A 20,355-nucleotide genomic window follows, 5' to 3' on the forward strand; every position below is an offset into this window, starting at 1 on the left:
TGCTTCATAAACGTTGTCGTAGACAAACCATTGAATACATATACAGAAACGACTGGGGATCTCTTCGACCTGTTGACCAAAGCTACCCGGGACGCGGTTTGGAACTGGGACCTGGAAGCCAATACAGTTTGGTGGAACGAAGGGTTTTCGATTTTATTCGGTCACGATGATACCGTAAAAGAGAGCGGGTTACCATCGTGGTACGATCACATTCATCCAGACGATAAAGATCGAATTTTAACGTCTATTCATCACGTAATTGACGAGGCTGGAACAAACTGGTCGGCAGAATACCGATTTCGACGGGCTGATGATACGTATGCTACGGTTCATGACCGGGGGTATATTCTGCACCGTGACGGCAAAGCCGTCCGCATGATTGGTGCCATGCAGGATATTTCTGAGCGCGTTGCACTGCAACAGGCCCGGGAAGAAAGTGATGATCGACTACGTTTTGCCCTACAGTCAGCTCAATTGGGAACCTGGGATGTAGACCTGATTCGTGGCCTTGTTAATTGGGATGAGCGATGTAAGCAGATTTTCGGGCTCGCCAAGTCCAGCACCATCTCTTATGACGATACATTACGATATATTCACGTAGACGATCAGCGCCGGGTGCAGGATAGCGCAAAATGGTCGCTGAATCCCCAGTCGGGCGGGCATTACCAGTGCACGTATCGCATGATTGGGGATGACGGAAAACTGCGCTGGGTTCGCTCGATGGGGCAGACGTATTTTACGGAGAGCGGGCAACCTTACCGGTTCTCGGGTGTTGCTCAGGATATTACGGAAGAAGTCTTAGCCCGAGAGAAATCAGATTTGTCTGAACAGCAGTCTCAATTGGCGTTAGAAGGGTCGGGCTCGGGTTCTTTTCTGATTGACTTAAGCACCGACGCGATTCTGTACTCTCCCGCTTTTGCCCGTATACTCACCGGCGAAACAACCCTTGGTCTCACGCGGGATGTATTTATTAACAATGTCCATCCAGAAGATCGGCCAATTCGCGAAAAGGCTTACGAAACAGGGGCTAAAGACGGCACCATCAGCTACGAAGTCCGGTTTGTCTGGAACGATCAATCGATTCACTGGGTCAAAATACTGGGTCAATACATATTTGATATGTCCGGTAAGGCCATTTCGTTCTCGGGAATTGCCCTGGACATTACGGAGCAGAAAGAAAAAGCCAGAGCCCTCAAAGAAGCCGAAGAGCGTTTTTCAATTGCTTTTGCCAATACGTCGGTAGGAATGGCTTTCGCCGATCCACAAGCCAATTTTTCGGCTGTCAATGAAGCTTACACGCAATTGCTGGGCTACTCAGCGGAGGAGTTATGTGCACTGAATAGTATTGAGTTAACCCATTCCGACGACCGGGCGAATAACCTGAAATTATATGAGGAGGTTGCTCAGGGTAAACGTCCTTTTTTCAATCTGGTTAAGCGCTACGTTCGTAAAGATGGTTTATTCCGATGGGTGCAGATGAACGTGACCCGGCTGGCTGACGCGCAGGACGAGTCGCAGAGCATGGTTATTATAGCTTACGATATTACCGAAGGTGTTGAGGCTGAAGCGAAGTTACGAGCCAGCGAAGAACGGTTCCGGAATATGGTCACTCAGGCACCCGTCGCCATCGGTGTACTGAACGGACGTAACATGACTGTAGAAACAGCTAATACGTCCATGCTGGAAATATGGGGCAAAGACGCGTCAATTGTCGGTCTGCCCCTTATTGAGGCTCTCCCTGAATTACAGGGGCAGGCCTTTATCGAACTACTGGAAGGCGTCTACACAACCGGAATTGCTCACTACGGTTTTGAAATGCAGGCTCAGTTGCATCGTAAAGGACACCTGGAGGAAGCCTACTTTAATTTTGTTTACGCACCCATACGCGACGATGGCAATATTACCGGAGTCATCGTGATTGCCACGGAGGTAAGCGTTCAGGTAAAAGCCAAAAAAGCCCTTCAGGAAAGTGAGCAACGGTTTCGGACGTTGATTCTAGAGGCACCTGTGGCGATCAGTTTATTCACTGGACGCGATATGGTCGTTGAGTTACCCAATGAAAAAATGCTCAAATTTTGGGGTAAAGACAAAACAGCTGAGGGTAAACCGTTACGTGAAGCTGTCCCGGAACTAGTAGGGCAGCCATTTCTCCAGATTTTAGATACTGTTTTCACAACGGGAATTGAGCATAGTGAGCAGGAAGCTCCAGCCAGCCTCTTTGTGGATGGAACCTTAAAAACGTATTATTTTAATTTCACCTATAAACCGTTACGTAACGCCGAGGGCGAGGTGTATGCCGTTCTCGATATGGCTACAGACGTAACGGAGCAGGTAACAGCCCGGCGGGCCATTGAAGAAAGCGAGTTGCGCTTCCGCACGCTGATGGAAGCTATGTCACCAATGGCCTGGACCAACACGCCAGAGGGTGACGTCAATTTCTATAACCAACAGTGGTACGATTATACTGGATCAGATTTTGAGCAAACAAAAGACTGGGGCTGGCAAGAGGTAGTGCATCCCGACGATTTACCGCATACATTGGCCGCTTACGTCAGAGCGCTCGCCGACGGCACTATTTTTGTTGTTGAAAACCGCTATCGCCGTGGTTCCGATGGTATGTATCGCTGGCATTTAAACCGAGCTGTGCCGGTTCGGGATGAAACCGGTAAAATCACGATCTGGGTTGGTACGGCCACGGATATTCACGAGCAGAAACAGCTGGAAGCCGATCTGGAGCAGCAGATACAGGCCCGGACAGAGCAATTGGTGGCTTCTAATCAGGATCTCCGTCGCTCCAATGATAATCTGGAGAAGTTCGCCTATATCGCCAGCCACGATCTACAGGAACCGCTGCGGAAAATACAATCCTTCGGAGATATCCTGAAAACACAGCATACGGAACAGTTAGGCGCTGGAGTCGATTATTTAGATCGGATGCAGGCGGCCGCCAGTCGAATGTCGTTGTTAATTAGAGACTTACTGACCTTTTCGCGGATTTCGACCCGGCAGGAGCGCGTTACGCCTGTTGCCCTGAATAACGTACTGACCGATGTACTCGACGATCTGGAAATGACCATCAGGCAGACAGAAGCGAAGATCGAGATCGATACGTTGCCGACTGTATTAGGCGATAAGTCACAAATGAGGCAGTTGTTTCAGAATCTGCTGAGTAACGCACTTAAATTTCAACAAGCTGGTGTTTCGCCCCTTATCCGGATTCTGGTAGAAACTATTACCGCAAACCGACTGCCTGAATCGGTTAAACCAACCCAATCGGCAGCGCGATATCATCAAATCAGTATATCCGATAACGGAATCGGTTTCGACGCGAAATATGTAGATCGTATTTTTCAGGTTTTTCAGCGGCTCCACAGCCGTAATGAGTACGCGGGCACGGGTATTGGTCTGGCAATCTGTGAGAAAGTAGCGGCCAATCACGGTGGAGCGATTACAGCGATCAGCCAGCCAGGACAGGGCGCTTCATTTATTATTTACCTGCCTGTCGAATAGCAACGACTTAACAGTTTTTAAAGCCTAACATCCGTTTACACAGTCAGAATCTGGACTCGTAAACGGATGTTAGGCTTTTATGTGACTTATTTTCAGGGATAAAAATAATTTATTGAAAAAATTTTCTGTTCTGTGCAACCTGTCGACCGTACTCTGACATCTTCCTGTCAAATAAACAAAAAATCTACTGGACACTAACTGAATACAAACACCATGAACATGTTCAAACACCTCCTCACTACAGCGCTGATCGCTACCACTGTCACTACGTTCGCGCAAACAACCGTTACAGTTATAACTTCCTCTGATTCGACAAACACAACTAGTTCGACAAAATCGGAAAAAAGAACGTATCGTGTTCGATCCGGGCCTAGCTTCTACATAGGTTTCAATAATTTTGGTGGATCAGTTCCAGCAGGTTACGACTTGAGTCCAGTAGGGTCGCGGTTTGTTGCGCTGGGTTGGCAGACGCGTATTCCGCTGGCTATGAATGGTTCGACCAAGTTACGTCTGATCACGGGACCTGAAGTTGCCTGGAACAATTTTATGTTCGAAAATCGCAATACACTGGTTGAACGGAACGGACAACTCACCATTGAACAGGCTGATACGGATTTGCGCAGATCTAAACTGGTAACGGCGCAACTGAACTTACCTCTGATGATGAACGTATCGTTCCGATCTGGGCTATCGCTTAGCGCAGGTGCGTATGTGGGTATGCGTTTGGACAGCTATACTAAAGTCAAACCAGAAGGAGGCTCAGCCGTTCGGAAGCATGGATCGTACCAACTAAATCCGTTCCGCTGGGGGCTAACTACCGAATTAGGTTATCGTGGTAGCACTAAACTCTTCTTGCGCTACGAGCCAAACAGTCCCTTTCGAACTGGGCAAGGACCCGACGCCAGCGTATGGTCGGTGGGACTGAAAATCTGAGGATGCCTGAACGGGGATTTACAAGATTCGACAGATTCTCAGGATTGCTCCACCTGCAGAAATCCCGGTAATCTTTAGAATCTTGTAAAAATCCCGATTCCGTCATGCAACATTACGGCTTCGACGGTGTCTTTCGATCGAAGATCTTTTTCAACAACAGGAATTCAACCCCTTGAATCCACTCATCCTATCATTCAGACCGCTTGTGTAAGAACAGGTACTATGTGACACCCACTACCTACCTTTGCCATGTACTTTGGTATGAACAGAAAGAGACCTTCAAATAAATAGTGCCATGAAAAAGAATCTATCTTATCACCTATTGCTCTGGACAGCTTTCTATGGGTTGCTTTTGCTAACGCTCTCCACCGCGTCTGGGCAGGCTTTAACCCGGGGAACCGTCAATGGAAATGTAGGAACAGTAGCCGGAAAACCCTTGGAGTTTACCACTATGATGCTCCTGAAAGCGAAAGACTCTACGTTGGTAAAAGGCGCGATTAGCGATGCCGAAGGGAAATATGCTTTCGATAATGTTGGTGCTGGCCGTTATCTGGTAGCCGCTCAGCAGATCGGTTATCATAAAACGTATAGCGCTTCGTTCGCAATTGATGAAAAGCAGCCTGCGCTGGAATTACCTATGCTGGCCATGGCCGATGAAGCGAAAAACCTGACCGAAGTAAAGGTTGTTGCGCAGAAGCCTTTCATCGAGCAGCAGGTTGACCGAACCGTAGTTAACGTTGAGAATAGCATTGTAGCCAGCGGGAATACCGCCCTGGAAGTTCTGGAAAAAGCGCCGGGAGTAACGATTGATCGTCAGAATGACCAGATTCAGTTAAAAGGTAAATCGGGGGTTATTGTCTACATCGACGGAAAGCAAACCTACCTCTCGCAGCAGGAAGTATCGAATCTGCTAAAGAACACGCCCAGCGATAACATTGCTTCAATTGAGATTATCACCAACCCCGGCTCTAAATACGATGCGGCCGGTAACTCGGGGATCATCAACATCAAAATGAAGAAAAATAAGAATTTCGGTACAAACGGAAACGTTGTCGTTAGCACTGGCTACGGCTGGGTAAACAACCTGAATGGAGTCCGTAACGATTTACCGAAATTCAATGGCTCGCTGAATCTGAATCATCGGGAGGGTAAAGTGAATCTATTTGGAAATTACAGCTACACGAATCGGCAGAGTGCGCAGATGAATGAACTGAATCGGGTCATTCCATACAACGGCCAAACCACTTATTTCGACCAGACGTCGTTCCGTCCGAATCAATTTATGGGTCATTCGTACAAAGCCGGACTTGATTATTTCGTCAGTCAGAAAAGCACTATTGGCGTGTTGGTGAACGGTTTCTCGAACGATTGGCAGTCGACAGGGCAGAATAATACGCTTATCAGCAATGGTAATCGTCAACTGACCAGTAAAGCGCTGACTCAGACGGATATGCGGAACTTCCTCTCGAACGTAACGACTAATGTTAATTACAAATATGACATAGGCCAGGGTCGCGAGTGGACCGTCGATGCGGATTACGTTCACTACGGTGGTAATAACAGCAACAACCTGGGAACCTCGTATACCAACGCTGAAAATGTGACGATCCGTCCAAATCAGGATGTTCGCAACGTAATGCCATCTACGATCAACATTATGGCTTTCAAGACGGATTACGTTCATCCGATGAAAAATGGAAGCAAGTGGGAAGCCGGTTTGAAAAGTAGCTTCGTCAACGCCGATAACAACACGATTTATGATACGTTGCAGCAGGAATCCCGGCAGTGGCTGCCCGATGCGAGTCGCTCGAACCAGTTCAAATACGACGAAAATATCAACGCTGGTTATATTAATTACGCTGGCAAATTCGGAAAGTTGAAAGTGCAGGCAGGTTTGCGGGCTGAACACACGCACTCGGTTGGTACGTCGGTTACGCTCAATCAAACCGTTGATCGGAACTACCTGAACATTTTCCCGACGTTATTCCTGTCGCGCCAGCTAGATACAAACAACGTACTGAACCTGTCGTATAGTCGCCGGATCGACCGTCCTGATTATCAGAATCTGAACCCATTCGTGTTCTACCTGGACCCGTACACTTTTCAGAAAGGTAATCCGTTTCTGCAACCACAATACACGAATTCGGTTGAGCTGACGCACGTATTCAAGAACATGATCACCACAACGCTTGGGTTTAGCCGCACCACCGATTTCATCAACCGCGAGACACCCCGGCAGATCGCGTCTGAGAACATCACCTACATAACACCTGAAAACCAGGGGCATTTGGATAACCTGAGTCTGAACGTCAGTTTTCCGGTGACAGTTACCAAATGGTGGCGGATGCAGAACAACGTGAGCGCGTATTACCAGACGTACCAAACCTTCTATTCGGGAACACCATACGAAGTGAAGCTGGTGGCGTATAATCTGTACTCGTCTAACAACATCACGATCAGCAAAACATTATCCGCCGAAGTATCGGGTTGGTATAATTCAGCGTCGCAGTATGGCTTCTATCGGGCGCAGCCAATGGGTGCTTTCAGCCTGGGTTTGCAGCAGAAAGTAATGGATGGTAAGGGCAGTCTGAAGCTGAACGTAAGTGATCCCTTCTGGTTAAATTACTTCCGTGGACGGGCCGTTGTACAGGATATCGATTTCCGCGTAATGTCTCGTTGGGAGAGCCGCCGGGTTACGCTGACGTTTACGTATCGTTTTGGTAATCAGAATGTAAAAGGCGAACGCCAGCGCAACTCAGCTACGTCAGCCGAACAGAAGCGGGCTGGTGGAAATAATTAACGAATGGATAATGTACGATAAATAGTGAGTGTAGGGTCTCAATCTAATTTAGGAGACAGTATTCATTGAAAAATTTTAGTTTAGGTTAAGAAAACGTGAAAGCCATGCTCGCCTTGAAGCATGGCTTTTTTGTTACTTGATTGTCAGTGAGTTATGGACATGCTAGTGTGATGGGGTAGGAGGGGGATATAAATAAGGAACAAAATCTGACACTTGTTCAGATAAACTTGGGAACGTAGCCACTTGTACTCGTTCTCGAGGCAAAAAGTAAATAATATTCCACTGCCATCTATACTTAAATAATGACAGATTATTGATTTTACGGTGGGCGTTTGCTAAGTAAACAATGGTATTCTTTCTGGCTGGTAATGGTAAAGCCCCCTATATAGACTTTACCACCTTACCACCCAAGAATTGGCAAGACTTGAGCCTGACAATAAGGATCACAAAGCCAAAGCGTTTCAATAATGAATGTCTTGAAGGGGAGTCTCTTAATCTAATACTGTCGTAGTGTCTGGTTGATTCTAAAAAAATTCCGTTCCAATAGGAAATCACGTGTTTGCTGGTACGAGGGGTTCGTTTGTTTTTCCTCCTCCAGGGTTTGCAGTAATTGGTCTTTGGTCACTTGCAAGGCTATTGTAGTGACGGCAAACGTACCCAGCGATCTGATCTCATAATTACAGGTGAGATACTGATTACGTGTTGTTTTAGTCAGTGCGTCCTGAGTCGTTAAAACGAGTTGCCCGTTCAAAAGCTTAAAGGTTCCCCGCTCGAGCGTAACCAAGACGGTCGTAGCCGAGAGGGTTGAGTCGGACGAACGCTTGACATATGTGCTGTCCCAGTTGAAGGTATAGGTGCCCGCTTTAAAGGCGTTGAATAAGGCTGCCTGTCCAGTTGTCATGGGGGTACTGCCTTGACCCGCTGATTCAAAGTTGAGCCCGCTGGCGTTCCACGTACCGTAGATATCGGCAGGGATGGCTGGTCGGGATGTATCTCCCTGCTCTTTGCAGCCTAGTAGCCACAACAGCATTGCTAAATGGAGACAGACCGCCAGTAAACGGCCTGGACGTCGACATACATGGTTCATCATTTTTTTAGTTAGTTTAGATTCATCTTATTTGAAGTTGAGGGCTCACCCCTATACTTCACTACAGGAATAGCAGAGAACATCCAGTCGACTTTTGCCTCAATAGTCCTGCCCGATGCTGCCCCCCACCGTAACGTGACCTTTTTCCAGGTCATTTGGCTACTGAGCATTGGTCAGCTTTTGGCTCTGCCAACGAAGGGCAACGCCAGACTCAGTAGAATTAAAAACCGTCTCATCATATAGGCCGTCTGTTTTTCCTAAAGAGATGAAGTGAGTTGTCAAAGTTGGAAACTGGATCGACATTTTTTTTAACAGGACAGATGACGTCTCTGAGCATCATGCAACGAATGGAGCTGGTATTAAACTGCTTGCTTGTATGCCCTCAACAATTAGTACGTCAGTTATGGGTTACACTATGGCCTGCAACAATCAGACATTTCCCATGTCTTCTGCTAGCTTCTGATTACGTCGTAGTGAACCCTTCGACTGATACTATTGCTTTTGCACTAAAATTGGTATTGGTGATCAGCCTGCTGTTGCTGGTTTATTTTGCCTTGATAGTAATTGGCTACCGTGTTAGCTCCAATTTAACAGGTTTAGCATAAAGAGGAAAAGTAGCAACATGATGGCCATAGAATAGTAGTTAATTGAGTCCTTACCCGTTTGTCCATGCCCTCTTGTTTTCGGTAGTTATCAACTTATTTTTTCCAAAAGCGCTTATACAGGTGCCCGGCAAAACTGGCAAAAGGGTATAATACATCATAGTATGCAATATACTTGATATACTCCCCACCCTGCTTAAAAGAGGCTTTGCGCTACTTCGTCTCCACCAGAGAAGGCCCCCTATATACTCCCCTTCTCCCTTGTCCACAGCTCACCCCAAAACGCTGTGGATAAAATTCATAAAAAGGCAAAAAATGATTAGTGAACTAGGGGTAAGAACAGGCCCATTGTTATCAAATGGCAAAAACAGAGAACCATGTTTAATATGTGTGTTTACTTGATCCTACCGTACAATAACTTATCATCATATAAGGGCCATTTTCTATATTAATTCTTCCATTTTTGTTTAGCTTACCTCCGTTAAGTGAACCAACGAGTAAACAAAAACCGAATGCAGGACCATGGAAAAGAAAGGCATGATCCCGATCCGGTTATAAGACTACATGAGATACTTACCAAGTGGTTGGTTGCCGTCGCTGACTTTTACCAGCTGTATCACCAACTCAGCACCTGCCTGGGTTCGGATGTCAGTTCACAGACCACTATCTCAAAAACAGGCTGGCTTGGCCAGTGTCCAATTAGTCAACTACTAAACTTGCAGGATAGCATGCGAGCTGAGTTGGAGAAATTAAACCTTGAGATGCACCAAACGGATTCACAATCGATCGTAAGCAAAGGCGAAACGTTGATGAATCATACCTGTCGATTGCAAGCGATTAACCATCAAGCGATCGTCCTGTTGAGACTCGTTTCACTATCCGCATCGTAAACTTTTAGGGGTAGTGGAAAAGTAAAAAATAAAGATGCTTTTTGGCCTACATATCCTACATAGTTAAAACGGACTCTCCAACGGCTTTAAGGTTATGACTGACTGATCTGAAGGTAAATTAAATCCAGATTCGAGTTTATTGAAGCGGGCTTCATACGTTTCTACTTTTGCTTTTAGTTGCGAATTATCAGCTTTTAACTGTTGCACTTCTTTGATCAGTGCCTGAATGGCAATCAGGTTTACCCCATCAAAATCAGCCTGATTTATTGACTTGGCTTCGCCAATGATCCCTAGCTCGTCATGACCGAAAGCAGCAAAGAAGTCTTGAGCCATCGGGCCGTAGTGGCGGTATTGCTTCACATCCTGGCCTTTGTAATTCCAAGAGCCTAAACGCAGGCTAGCGATCTTGTTTAGAAACGAAGCGCCGTCCACGCTTCGGAAGTTCTCCTTGCGGGTCGAGTCCGATAGCGTCTGCCAGGCGTTACTACCAGGAGCCAGTTTTACCCCTACAGCTGCGGCTTGACTCGCTGGGGCAGTGCTGTAGAGTATGTAACCACCTCTAAAGCGCATCATCATTTGATTGTAGGTCGTATTGGAATAAAGGTCGGTGGAAAGATCCCCAATAATAAAAGAACCATTTTGATTGGTAGTAGATACATAGTTCCCCATTGCTGTCGAGTAATCGCCACTAGCAATAGCCTGGATGCCTAAAGCCATAGAGTTGTAGCCATTGGCGGTAGAGGTGTTGCCTATAGCTGTAGAGTAGAAGCGACTAGAGGTGTTACCGTAACCTATAGCTATAGAGTTTAAACTACTGGCTAAGTTTCCCCGCCCTATGGCTATTGCAGCACTACCGCTGGCTGTATTGTTGTCCCCTATGGTCACAGAACTATTACCACTGGCTGCATTATCTTGCCCCATCGCGATGGCGGTTAGGCCACTGGCAATACTACTGAACCCCAAAGCGGTGGCGTTCTGGCCACTGGCAATTGTATTACGGCCAGCCGCAAAGGAAGTGACACCTATCTGGGCCGGATCCCATTGACTTCCATCGATATAGCCAACCCGAAAGGAACCTTGTACGGGGTACCAGATAAGTTTACTGCCCGTACCCGACATACTGCCACCAAACAGCACCTCTTTATCAGCCGCTACATTAAAAAAGGATTTAGGCGTAGTCGTGCCAATGCCAACTTGAGCATGCAGGCTAGTTGAGATTAGTGCGAGGAGGGCAACCAGATAGAATGATTTCATGATGGGGATTAGTAGTAAAATTTATACGTGTTGATTGAGTTATTAATTTATTCCTTCTTGCTGAATGCTACTGTTTGGACAATGATCAGGTTTTAACTACTCATCCAGCCTAAGATTTGGGGCAACCTATATCAATTTGGAGGCAACAGAGTTGCCTGTTGAGCGAACGGTCAACGTCTCCTGAGTTGGTTAGTCGTAGATGAACTATTTAAAGCAAACAGATCAACAAAAAAGCCCCGACTCTTTGCCGGGGCCTTCTTATTGCTGTCACTAATTCAGCCGCTGGGCAGTCTTATGAGACTTAACTAAGCAGAAGGTTATTGAGTTGCCTCCACCTCTCACTGCTGAAAATACTCAATCTTATCGGCGTCAATGTTGTTATTCAACTTGGCTTCGACTACGGTTGTAGGCAGCACTGTCGCGCTGACCGTCACCACACCGGTGGAAGCGCTGGGAAGCAAACTACCTGTTAGTCCAAACGACAACTTGTCGCCAGCGGCTATGCTCTGGGAGGTGGTTAAGATGTAGTAGTTGAGATTCGAATTGTCCAGACTCCAGACGCTGTTTTGCACCGACCGGTTGTTGACGCTACTTAAACCGGGATCAAAGCTTAGGTTGAGCTTTTGATCTTTGGTAACCCGCACCGTGAATGTGCCGCTGGTGGCCACTGAGTTTAGCTCCAGTACGTCAACCACGACTGTAAAAGGCGAATTGCCGTAGACTATTGTGGGCCGGGCGTAAATAATGGGTGACAGATCCGAACCAAGCACCGTTAAGCTAAACACGCCACTGGTCACACTGCCGCAGCCATTACTGGCCACTAGTGAGTAAGAACCTGCCTGACTCAGTTGTAGGTTAGTCAGATTGAGCGTGGCCGAGGTTTGGCCACTGATAATAGCCCCCTCCCGGTACCACTGGTAGCTAGTGACCTGACCGCTGACCGAAACGACAACCCGCACACTACCACCGACTTGCACACTGGAGCCACTGACGGGCTGGCTACTGATGACAGGAGGAGCAATAACCACCAACGAAGCATTGGTGGACGTTGTTGGCGTGCATCCCGTACTCGATGAAATCCGCACGTTATAATTCGATGCGTTATCAGTGGGACTGGCGTTACTGATGCTCAGGCTGGCCGTGGTGGCGCCCCCAATGGATGATCCCGTGCCAGTGGCTCCATTAGCCAAAGCGGTGGTGCCTTTATACCATTGATAACTGAGCGTGCCGCTACCGTTGGCAGTGACGCCAAACGAGACAGTATTGCCTGCGCATCCACTGGTGTTCGCGGGCTGGCTACTGATGGCGGGGGGTATATTCACGACCAGCGAAGCGTTGGTGGCGGTGACGCTACACCCGGCGGTCGAACTAACGCGCAGGTTGTAATTAGTAGCGGCATCAGCTGAACCAGGATTAATGATGGTCAGGGTTGCCGTGGTAGCCCCCGAAAGGGTTGATCCGGTACCGGTAGCTCCATTGGCCAAAGCGGTGGTTCCTTTGTACCATTGGTAGCTGAGCGTACCACTACCCGTAGCGGCTGCATTGAAGGATACGGTCGTCCCTGAGCAGGTGGTTGCATTGTCAGGCTGGTCGGTAATCACGGGAGCGGCATTCACTGTTATCGAAGCCCTAGCCGTAGCATCATTGGCAGGAACATTGTCTACTACAGCGTTGACCGTACCACTGCCTGGAGTGGTGCCTGCGGTGAAGGTGGCGGTAGCGGTGCCGGTTGCCTGGATAGTAGTTTGGGCTGACGACATCGTACCTAGAGTCGTATTGAACGTAATGGGCACCCCGGTAAAGGCCGACAGATTACTGGCAGCAATGGCTGTCCCAGCGGAATTGACAGTAAAGCCGGCGGTGATACCAGTAGAATTGCCACTACATAGGGGAGAACTGGCTGCGGTGGTTCGTAATTGCAGGTAAGGTGTCGTCGTTAGTGTGCCCGAACTGCTGCCAGGATAGCGATAGGCCTTATCGGCACAACTGGTTGGCCCCCCGTTGCAGCCCCACCAGTTATTGCTGGCATCGACACTGCCCTGCGTATCAAAGCTGATCAAGGCACTGCCAGCGCTAACGTTGGCCGTATTACCCACAAAACGGTTATAGTTAATGCGAAATACATTGGTAGGACTGAATGAATTGGTGGCCGAAATAGCCCCACCTCTGCCATTGCCGCCCGAGCCAGGCGCACTGTTGTTAACAAACGAATTTTCAGCAATCGTAATGGACAGCGTTGGTCGGGGTGGATCAACGGTGGAGAAGCCTCCCGCCGAAACGTTGATAGCACCACCGATGCCGTTATTGCCCACCGAATTATTGGTGAACACAGAGTTGGTGACCGACAAGCTGTTGTCTGGATAGGTATAGACATTATTGATACTAAAGCTATAAGCTTCAAAATCAACCGCACCACCCGCCCCGTTTGCATTGGCATTAGAAGGGGCCGAGTTTGTGGTAAATGTACACTGATCGATGGCTAAATAACCACCCCCTAAATAGGCAATAGCCCCCCCTGCACTGGCCCGTGAGGCATCAATTGTATTATTAGTAAAACCACAACTCGTGATCGTCAGCGCATTATTCGGGCCACCCGCAATAATCGCCCCCCCGCCATAATTATCGGATGTCAAATGGCCATTGGTGAAGGACACGCCGGTGATTGTCGTTTGCACATTGTAAACGAAAGCGGTTGGATTAATAAAAAAAATCCGGTCACGATTCGTCGCGGTCATATTGATGATGGTGGAGCCCGCCCCCGCGCCATTAATGGTGATGTTCTGGGCTTTGTTGCCAAAAGTGACTGTACCCAGTGTCAGGTTATAGGTACCAGCGGGCACGTTGATCGTATGCGTACCGCCCAAAGCGTCAGCGGCCAGGATCGCTCCCCGCAAATTAACCGTACCGCTGGAGGAATTGCCATCGGCCGTTGTATTTACGTTATAGGTATTGGCCTTTGCCCACAAGCTGATCAGAGTGAACAGCAAACAGGTTACCAGTTGTTTGGTTGCCAATGGCTTTTTACTAACTCCACTTTGGGGAATTAGTCGATTGAAAAACAGATAGTTGTTGGTCATAGAGGTCGTTGTTTAGATAAAAATGGGAATTAGTTCAGACGTTTACAAATCATCCATAGCAGCATCATTTCTTACCATTTAAACAAAACGTATTATAGGCGGAAGTGGAGGGCTGATAAAGGCTGGCAGTAGTACTATCCGAGCACATCTGAGGGTAATACTCCGGCGGAGTGGCAGCCTCAGGGCCGAGTAGAGTCACGGTCATTATGATTCAGTGGGAATAAGATCAAGCGAGTTTAAGCAAAGTAAATCAGGGGATTACTTACTTGCTGGGGGATGTATGCGAATAACCACCAGTGGTATGTCAGTAACGCCAGCGTGTAGGTGAGTGAACAATCATACCCTTGTCGGATGAGTTCGCTGACAATGCATAGTTAAGCCTACAGTAGGCGAATCAGTGACTTACGAAGCTAAGAGAGGCAGTACAACCGCTCATCGTTACACTCCCTCTCCCTTCATTCAACAGCCAGACAGGGTTATAGCGCTCGGCCGAAAAGGCGACTTCGTACAGGGAAATTGTCCACGGCTGCTGAATTTTAGCAGGCCTTGTAGATGGGCAGGAATGGACGTGTTGGTTCGGGTGCCCTTTGCCCTGGAGCGGGATCCATTGAATTAGCCATGTAGCCACAGCCTCCGGCAACCGACGGTCATGGTTTACGTAACGAATCAACTGCCTGGTTGAGGTCCAACCGGCCGCCATCTTGATCTGGGGACGCATCAGCAGGTTATGGGTTGTCGGCTCGGCCGCTGTTCAGCTTGTAGTTCAGGTTGCACTGTGGCTACCTGAATGGGTTTTTCGGGTAAGCCAACCGGAGCTAAACTCCGCACGGCATAGGAGGCCTATTAAGGTAAATACAGTACTGTATTTACCTTCTTTTCCAGGAATACATCGTTGAGTTATATTGGATCGAGCCAGGCAAACCCACGCAGAATGCGTACATTGAACGGTTCAACAGGACGTTTCGGCGAGAAGTTTTAGATGCACATGTTTTTACCAGTATCAAGCAGGTAAGACAAATAGTGAATGCCTGGCTGATGGAATATAACACGTAACGGCATCATCAGGCCTTGAAGTTTATGATGCCGGTTGAATATCGGCAGGTGGCTTAAATGCTAGCAAAACTGGCTCGCTCAACGAGATAAGGACACTCATCAAGCAGCTTTTGGAGATAGAAATAAGAAACCTCTATCAGGGTCTCTTAGCTAGCCCAAAAACTCAATCAAGCGCTTCGAACAACTTATAACTTAGGATGGGCCTTTGAAAGATCGTGCCCTAGATCGAACGGATGAGCGTTAAGTAAACAGAACCTAACCGCAAGGTCTTAAAAGACTGTAGTTGGGCTATTCGGTGTATGAGGCTCTGGCCTAACTCTGAGACTCTTGAGCGTATATGTGCAGCCAAGCCCCATATCTCGGGCTAAGCACTTACTTCCTGGAAAGGGTGAGCCCGTTGCGGGATGCGCAAATAATTTCCAACCTGACGATGGTAGAGCAGCTAAGAAGCCTTAAGGAAGAAATAATCCAGCCGTTAGACAAACAGATTCGGGAGCTGGGCGGCTAAAAGATAAGACTTTATATTCGGTTAGATATCAGAACCCTAAATGGATGACATCAACCCTTACTTATTAGCCAAATGAACACATAATCCATTGATCATCAATACATAACGGCGTATATACGTCTCCCAAAAGAGACGTTTTTTTGTTTGTACTTTTTGATGAATCTTTTAGTATAGGTATTTCTATTACAGACTCTGTTACCAAAAAATGTTTTGTGAAAACAGCTGATAAATCAAGCATAATCAGCTAAGTATACTTAGATAAGATAAGTAGTACTACCTATACGTTTATATAACTATTCAAATATAAAATTTCAAATAATCAATAATTATTTATTGATTTAGCGGTATTTAACCCCGAATTTTCGCAAAAAAAGCTCTACAACAGGTTGACGACCAGATGCGGGGTCCTACAAGGGTTTAACGTTTTAACCATTAAACGATCAACGTTATGTAAAACTACGGATTGGCTTTATGGGTCCTAAAGCCAATCTCACTGACAAGCGCCATGGACACAAGCTGTCATTGGCTATTCATCGATCTGGTCTGCGCTACTAAGCCTGGGAAGCATCACGTACGTTGCTTAAAAACTGGTGTCAAATGCTCAATTCTTACCTCAACAAGATCATGAAAAATTCATCTCCAACCTCAATCGTATGGATACTGATTTGTATCCTATTGCCGCTCTCCTGTAATACAGAAATAAATTCGCTTACGCTCGATAAGGATAATACGGGGAAAGCTCCCCTGAATCTGAATGGCGTTGTTACGTTGGATAATATCCTGTCCAGAAACAACGCCTACGCCCGCCCCAGAGATACGACGGGCTACAATTTCAACACCCACGGCCAAGTACTACTGAGACATATCAAATATTACTCGGCAACGATCGATCCATTGACCTACTTACCTGCCGATCAACGAGCAGGATTCAAGGCCAAGTTTGACGCCTACCAGGCGAAGATAAACGCAAATCACTGGAATCATGACCAGATTATTGATGACCTGGTAGCTCAGAAAAGCTATACCCAGCGGCAGGGCCAGATCATCAAGGACCAGCAACGTTCGCTCCTGGAGCTGTTAGATACACAGCCGACTATGCAAAGCGCATGGGACTGGTTTGCCCAAAAAGAAAAGGAGGTTGCCCAAGATAATACCCTGACTCCATCCGAGAGAAGCGAAGTGTTGAATCAACGGTCAACTGTCAAATATGCCTTGCTTTTTCGCCTGGAACAGGCCCCTGCCTCAGCAGGCCCTAGTCAATCAAAGGCCCGCTCCACGTCCGCCTGCGGATTTTGGGCTAAGCTATATTGCTACGTAGGAACGATCAGTGGGTTATCGTCTACGGGCAATGCTATTGGTGGCGTTGAAGCTATTGTAAAATCGGGCGCGACAATACTCGTAAAAGGGTCAGCTATCGGCGCCATTATCGGCGCTGCTTACGGAGCCATCCAGGCCTTTACCTCCTGCCAATGCGATCAGCAGGAATTAGCAAAATGCGATGCGCCGACAACCGTTTCTTTCCCTTACCGCTGCTACGTACCGGGAGCTGGGCTACGCTATACGGCCGTTGGCTACGGTACAAATGGACCAACTCAGTTTATCTGGAAAATATCAGCCAATGATGACTTAAATAACGTCATCTATGAGAACATAGGCAGTGGTGACTACTTTGATATACCTGGCGACAAACTAACCCAAAACAATGTCAGTACGGTCGGCATGCGCGTCACAAGCCAGTGTCATGATACAGGGGTGACCGAATCCAGACAGTCTGATGCCTTCGGCTGGTATGATTTGAGCAAGTTGGGCAAGCCTTATTTTACCATATCAGGGGCTGACAATATTTCCCGGGGTCAGTATGCTACGTACGGCGTAGCTGGCTCATACGAGAATATTGAGGGTGGCGTTACGATTACCTGGGAAATCGTTCCTCAGGGCTACCCCAATTATTCCTTAACAGGAACATTTAGTAACGGGCAAACGACGATAACCGGTTATTCGTTTGTAGGGGTTCAGTGGAGTTCAAATGCGGGTTATGGGACCATCAAGGTTACCATCACCAGCTATTGTGATGGTGGCCAAATAAGTGAAGTTCAGTACATAAATGTTCATGCACAATAGGATCATTCTATAATTGCCTTAATCTAAGCGCTTCTACAGCCTTAACACGGTTCAGCAACTGCGGGAGTTTCAGGAGTAGATGAATAGCTTTATTGAGACGAGAATCAAAGAACTAGAAAGCCAAGCTGGCTTTCTTATAGAGTGGATATTTGAAAGCCCGGCGCTGATGGTGCCGGGTATTTTTTTGTGTGCAAAGTTAGTGCGTGTATTTATCTCTATCATAGGACAATGTCTTTATTATCAGTAGAATAGTAACGGATAGCCTTTTTAATCTATTACCACAGATGCATTATGTACACTTTGAACGGTATAGTATAATAACTACAATCAGGCTTACTTCTCCGGAATTTATAAGCTATTCATCCGCTGTTAGTCTGGTTGGTGGTTGTCAATACGAATCCGTGCCAAAATGGGATAAGCATCTGTTTTAATTGTCTATTTACTCTCTTTTTAAAAAACCAAAACCAATTTATGAAACAGTTCTTTACGGCCCTTCTGGCCACTTGTTTAACAACAGCCACGCTCGCCCAAAGCAATCTGGGTGTAGGTATTAACACGCCAACTCCTAACCCCTCAGCCATTCTGGACGTAACCAGCACCAAGCAGGGCGTACTCATCCCGCGCATGACCCGAGACGAACGAAACCTCATACAAACCCCGGCTACGGGCCTGATGATCTACCAGAACGACAACACGCCCGGCTTTTACTTTTATAACGGCTCGGCCTGGGTAACGCTCAATGGGGCCACTGGTCCCGCTGGTAATCCCGGACAGGGTTTTGCCAGCGGCACAGCCGGTGGACAAGTATACTTAACCGGCGCGACAAGTCCCTTCGCCCCTCAGGCTCCTCAAACCGTAACTGGCGACGTAACGATATCATCTACAGGGGCCACTTCAATCGCCAACAACGCAGTTACAACGGCCAAGATTGCCAATGGTGCCGTCAACACCAGCAAGCTATCAGCCACCGGTACGCCTAGCGCCACTACGTATTTACGAGGGGATGGGAGCTGGGCAACACCGGGCAGCAGCTCACCATTTTATTCGATTCTGACCAGCAATGTCACTGTTTCTACCACATCGCCTTCTTATGCCAATGTAACCAGTATTTCATTGGAAGCGGGAAAAACCTATTTTCTGAGAGGCACTATTTTCGGCCAGCGTGACCCTAGCCTCACCACAAACGCACCTTCAACTTACCGAATTACCTACAGCGGTACGGCAACTAATCCCATTGGCGCGGTCATTTACGCCAACGGAAGTTATTTAGCCGGAACCGTTTTTAATAGTAGTGGCGGTTATGATACAGAAACGGCTGGTTTTGGTGTTACAGCTACGACGAGCCTCGGTGTTCGATTTGAATTTTTCACCATGATTTCCACCACAACGGCGGGTACGTTAACGGTGCAGGCCGCCAGAGCCACGACCAATACAACCAATAACTTTATCTTGAGACCAGGTAGTTTCATCCTGGCAACGCCGGTGCAGGCTGGCAACTAGTAAGAAGCGGTCACTAACCAGATGACCTTACCGGCCTCGAAACATCAAACCAAATCTTATGAAGCTCTTATTCCTTACTCTTATCCTGCTACTGTCTCTGCGGGTATCGGCACAGCTGGTGGTCGGTAGCAGTGGCATGACTGTGCTCACAAGCACCTCGCTAACCATGGGTGGTCTGACGCTCACACCATCTACCAGTTTAAGTTTGGTCAACAACAGCATCCAGCGCACCAACACCCCCCTGGCTAACAATCCCAGCATCACCCGGCTCTACCAGTTTAGTGCTCCGCTGCTTTTTTCGGGCCAGGTAGGCATTAGCTACCTGACCCCCGAGCTTAACGGATATAGTGAGCCAACGCTGCAAGTGGCCTACGCCCCAGCACCTAGCACCAACCTGACCGTTACCACCAGCAGCACGGTCAATACAGCCACGCATTACGTGCAGAACATGTTGACTAATCAGAATCTGTATGTGGTCACGGCCACGGCGCTCTCGGATCTGTCGCCCATCGTCTACGCCCGGCCCACGACCGTCTACGGATCGGCGCCCTTTACAGTCGTCATCGATGTGGTCGAGCTAAACTCGGTAGCCACCAGTGGCACCTTTACGGTGCGGGTCACCAAAGATCAGAAGCTTACCCTGGGCTTTGATCCGGGCTTAACCAGCGTCAATGGCCGGACAGTGCAGAACAGCGTCTGGAGACTGGATAACTCAAACCCCAACTACTACATCTTAACCACTTCGCAAAGCGTAGCGGCTGGCGATCGACTGTCGTTTGGCTTGACGGGTCAATTGAGTCCGGGGGCCTCTTCGGGTGTTGTAACGGTTAGCTCAACAGTGCTACCGGCAACGCTAGTGGAAGCGAGGCTAAACAATAACATTGATGCTGATAAATTGGAGTACTTTCAGCAGTAATCCAGATTGTCAGAAAAAAGTACCAAATAGCCTGGCAACTATTTTAATAACAAAGCCCCGCTCAATTGATAGGCGGGGCTTTGTTATGTGCCATCTACCAAGCC

The 20,355-nt window shown here is 47.7% G+C and carries 10 protein-coding genes and 1 pseudogene; 7 read left to right on the forward strand and 4 right to left on the reverse strand.

All coding sequences use genetic code 11. The annotated features are described in order from the left end of the window. Nucleotides 1-30 precede the first annotated feature (30 nt). The 3 genes from IC230_RS23625 (at nucleotide 31) to IC230_RS23635 (ending at nucleotide 7,243) form a co-directional block, all read left to right on the forward strand. Nucleotides 31-3,510, forward strand: a complete 3,480-nt coding sequence (locus tag IC230_RS23625; protein ID WP_223860805.1) for a PAS domain S-box protein — start codon at nucleotides 31-33, stop codon at nucleotides 3,508-3,510. A gap of 213 nt (nucleotides 3,511-3,723) precedes the next feature. Further along, a complete protein-coding gene (locus IC230_RS23630) occupies nucleotides 3,724-4,443 on the forward strand; it encodes an outer membrane beta-barrel protein (protein ID WP_191041537.1) in 720 nt (239 codons plus the stop codon). 295 nt (nucleotides 4,444-4,738) lie between these two features. Next, on the forward strand, nucleotides 4,739-7,243 hold the full coding sequence (locus IC230_RS23635; RefSeq protein ID WP_191041538.1) for an outer membrane beta-barrel protein: 2,505 nt from the start codon (nucleotides 4,739-4,741) through the stop codon (nucleotides 7,241-7,243). A 496-nt stretch (nucleotides 7,244-7,739) separates the two neighbouring features. Here IC230_RS23635 and IC230_RS23640 read toward each other — a convergent pair whose 3' ends face one another. From IC230_RS23640 to IC230_RS23655, 4 genes are all read right to left on the reverse strand, one after another. Beyond that, a complete protein-coding gene (locus IC230_RS23640; protein ID WP_191041539.1) occupies nucleotides 7,740-8,333 on the reverse strand; it encodes a hypothetical protein in 594 nt (197 codons plus the stop codon). Between the two features lie 1,552 nt (nucleotides 8,334-9,885). Beyond that, a complete protein-coding gene (locus IC230_RS23645; RefSeq protein ID WP_191041540.1) occupies nucleotides 9,886-11,076 on the reverse strand; it encodes a tail fiber domain-containing protein in 1,191 nt (396 codons plus the stop codon). A gap of 338 nt (nucleotides 11,077-11,414) precedes the next feature. Continuing rightward, complete coding sequence (locus IC230_RS23650; protein ID WP_191041541.1) at nucleotides 11,415-14,153, reverse strand: beta strand repeat-containing protein; 2,739 nt, start codon at nucleotides 14,151-14,153, stop codon at nucleotides 11,415-11,417. A 394-nt stretch (nucleotides 14,154-14,547) separates the two neighbouring features. After that, nucleotides 14,548-14,871 (reverse strand): hypothetical protein, encoded by a 324-nt coding sequence (locus IC230_RS23655; protein ID WP_191041542.1) that lies wholly within the window; start codon nucleotides 14,869-14,871, stop codon nucleotides 14,548-14,550. Nucleotides 14,872-15,056: 185 nt separating this feature from the next. Between IC230_RS23655 and IC230_RS34830 the strand changes: the two are divergent. From IC230_RS34830 to IC230_RS23675, 4 genes and pseudogenes are all read left to right on the forward strand, one after another. Continuing rightward, a pseudogene (locus tag IC230_RS34830) lies at nucleotides 15,057-15,200 on the forward strand (integrase core domain-containing protein); the annotation flags it as partial. A gap of 1,138 nt (nucleotides 15,201-16,338) precedes the next feature. After that, nucleotides 16,339-17,835, forward strand: coding sequence for a hypothetical protein (locus IC230_RS23665; protein ID WP_191041543.1), 1,497 nt, complete (start codon nucleotides 16,339-16,341; stop codon nucleotides 17,833-17,835). Between the two features lie 471 nt (nucleotides 17,836-18,306). Further along, nucleotides 18,307-19,335 carry a hypothetical protein gene (locus tag IC230_RS23670; protein WP_191041544.1) on the forward strand — a complete coding sequence of 343 codons (1,029 nt, stop codon included), beginning with the start codon at nucleotides 18,307-18,309 and terminating at the stop codon, nucleotides 19,333-19,335. A gap of 58 nt (nucleotides 19,336-19,393) precedes the next feature. Continuing rightward, nucleotides 19,394-20,251, forward strand: a complete 858-nt coding sequence (locus IC230_RS23675; protein WP_191041545.1) for a hypothetical protein — start codon at nucleotides 19,394-19,396, stop codon at nucleotides 20,249-20,251. Nucleotides 20,252-20,355 lie beyond the last annotated feature (104 nt).

This window comes from Spirosoma validum, from assembly GCF_014699035.1.
Classification (GTDB): domain Bacteria; phylum Bacteroidota; class Bacteroidia; order Cytophagales; family Spirosomataceae; genus Spirosoma; species Spirosoma validum.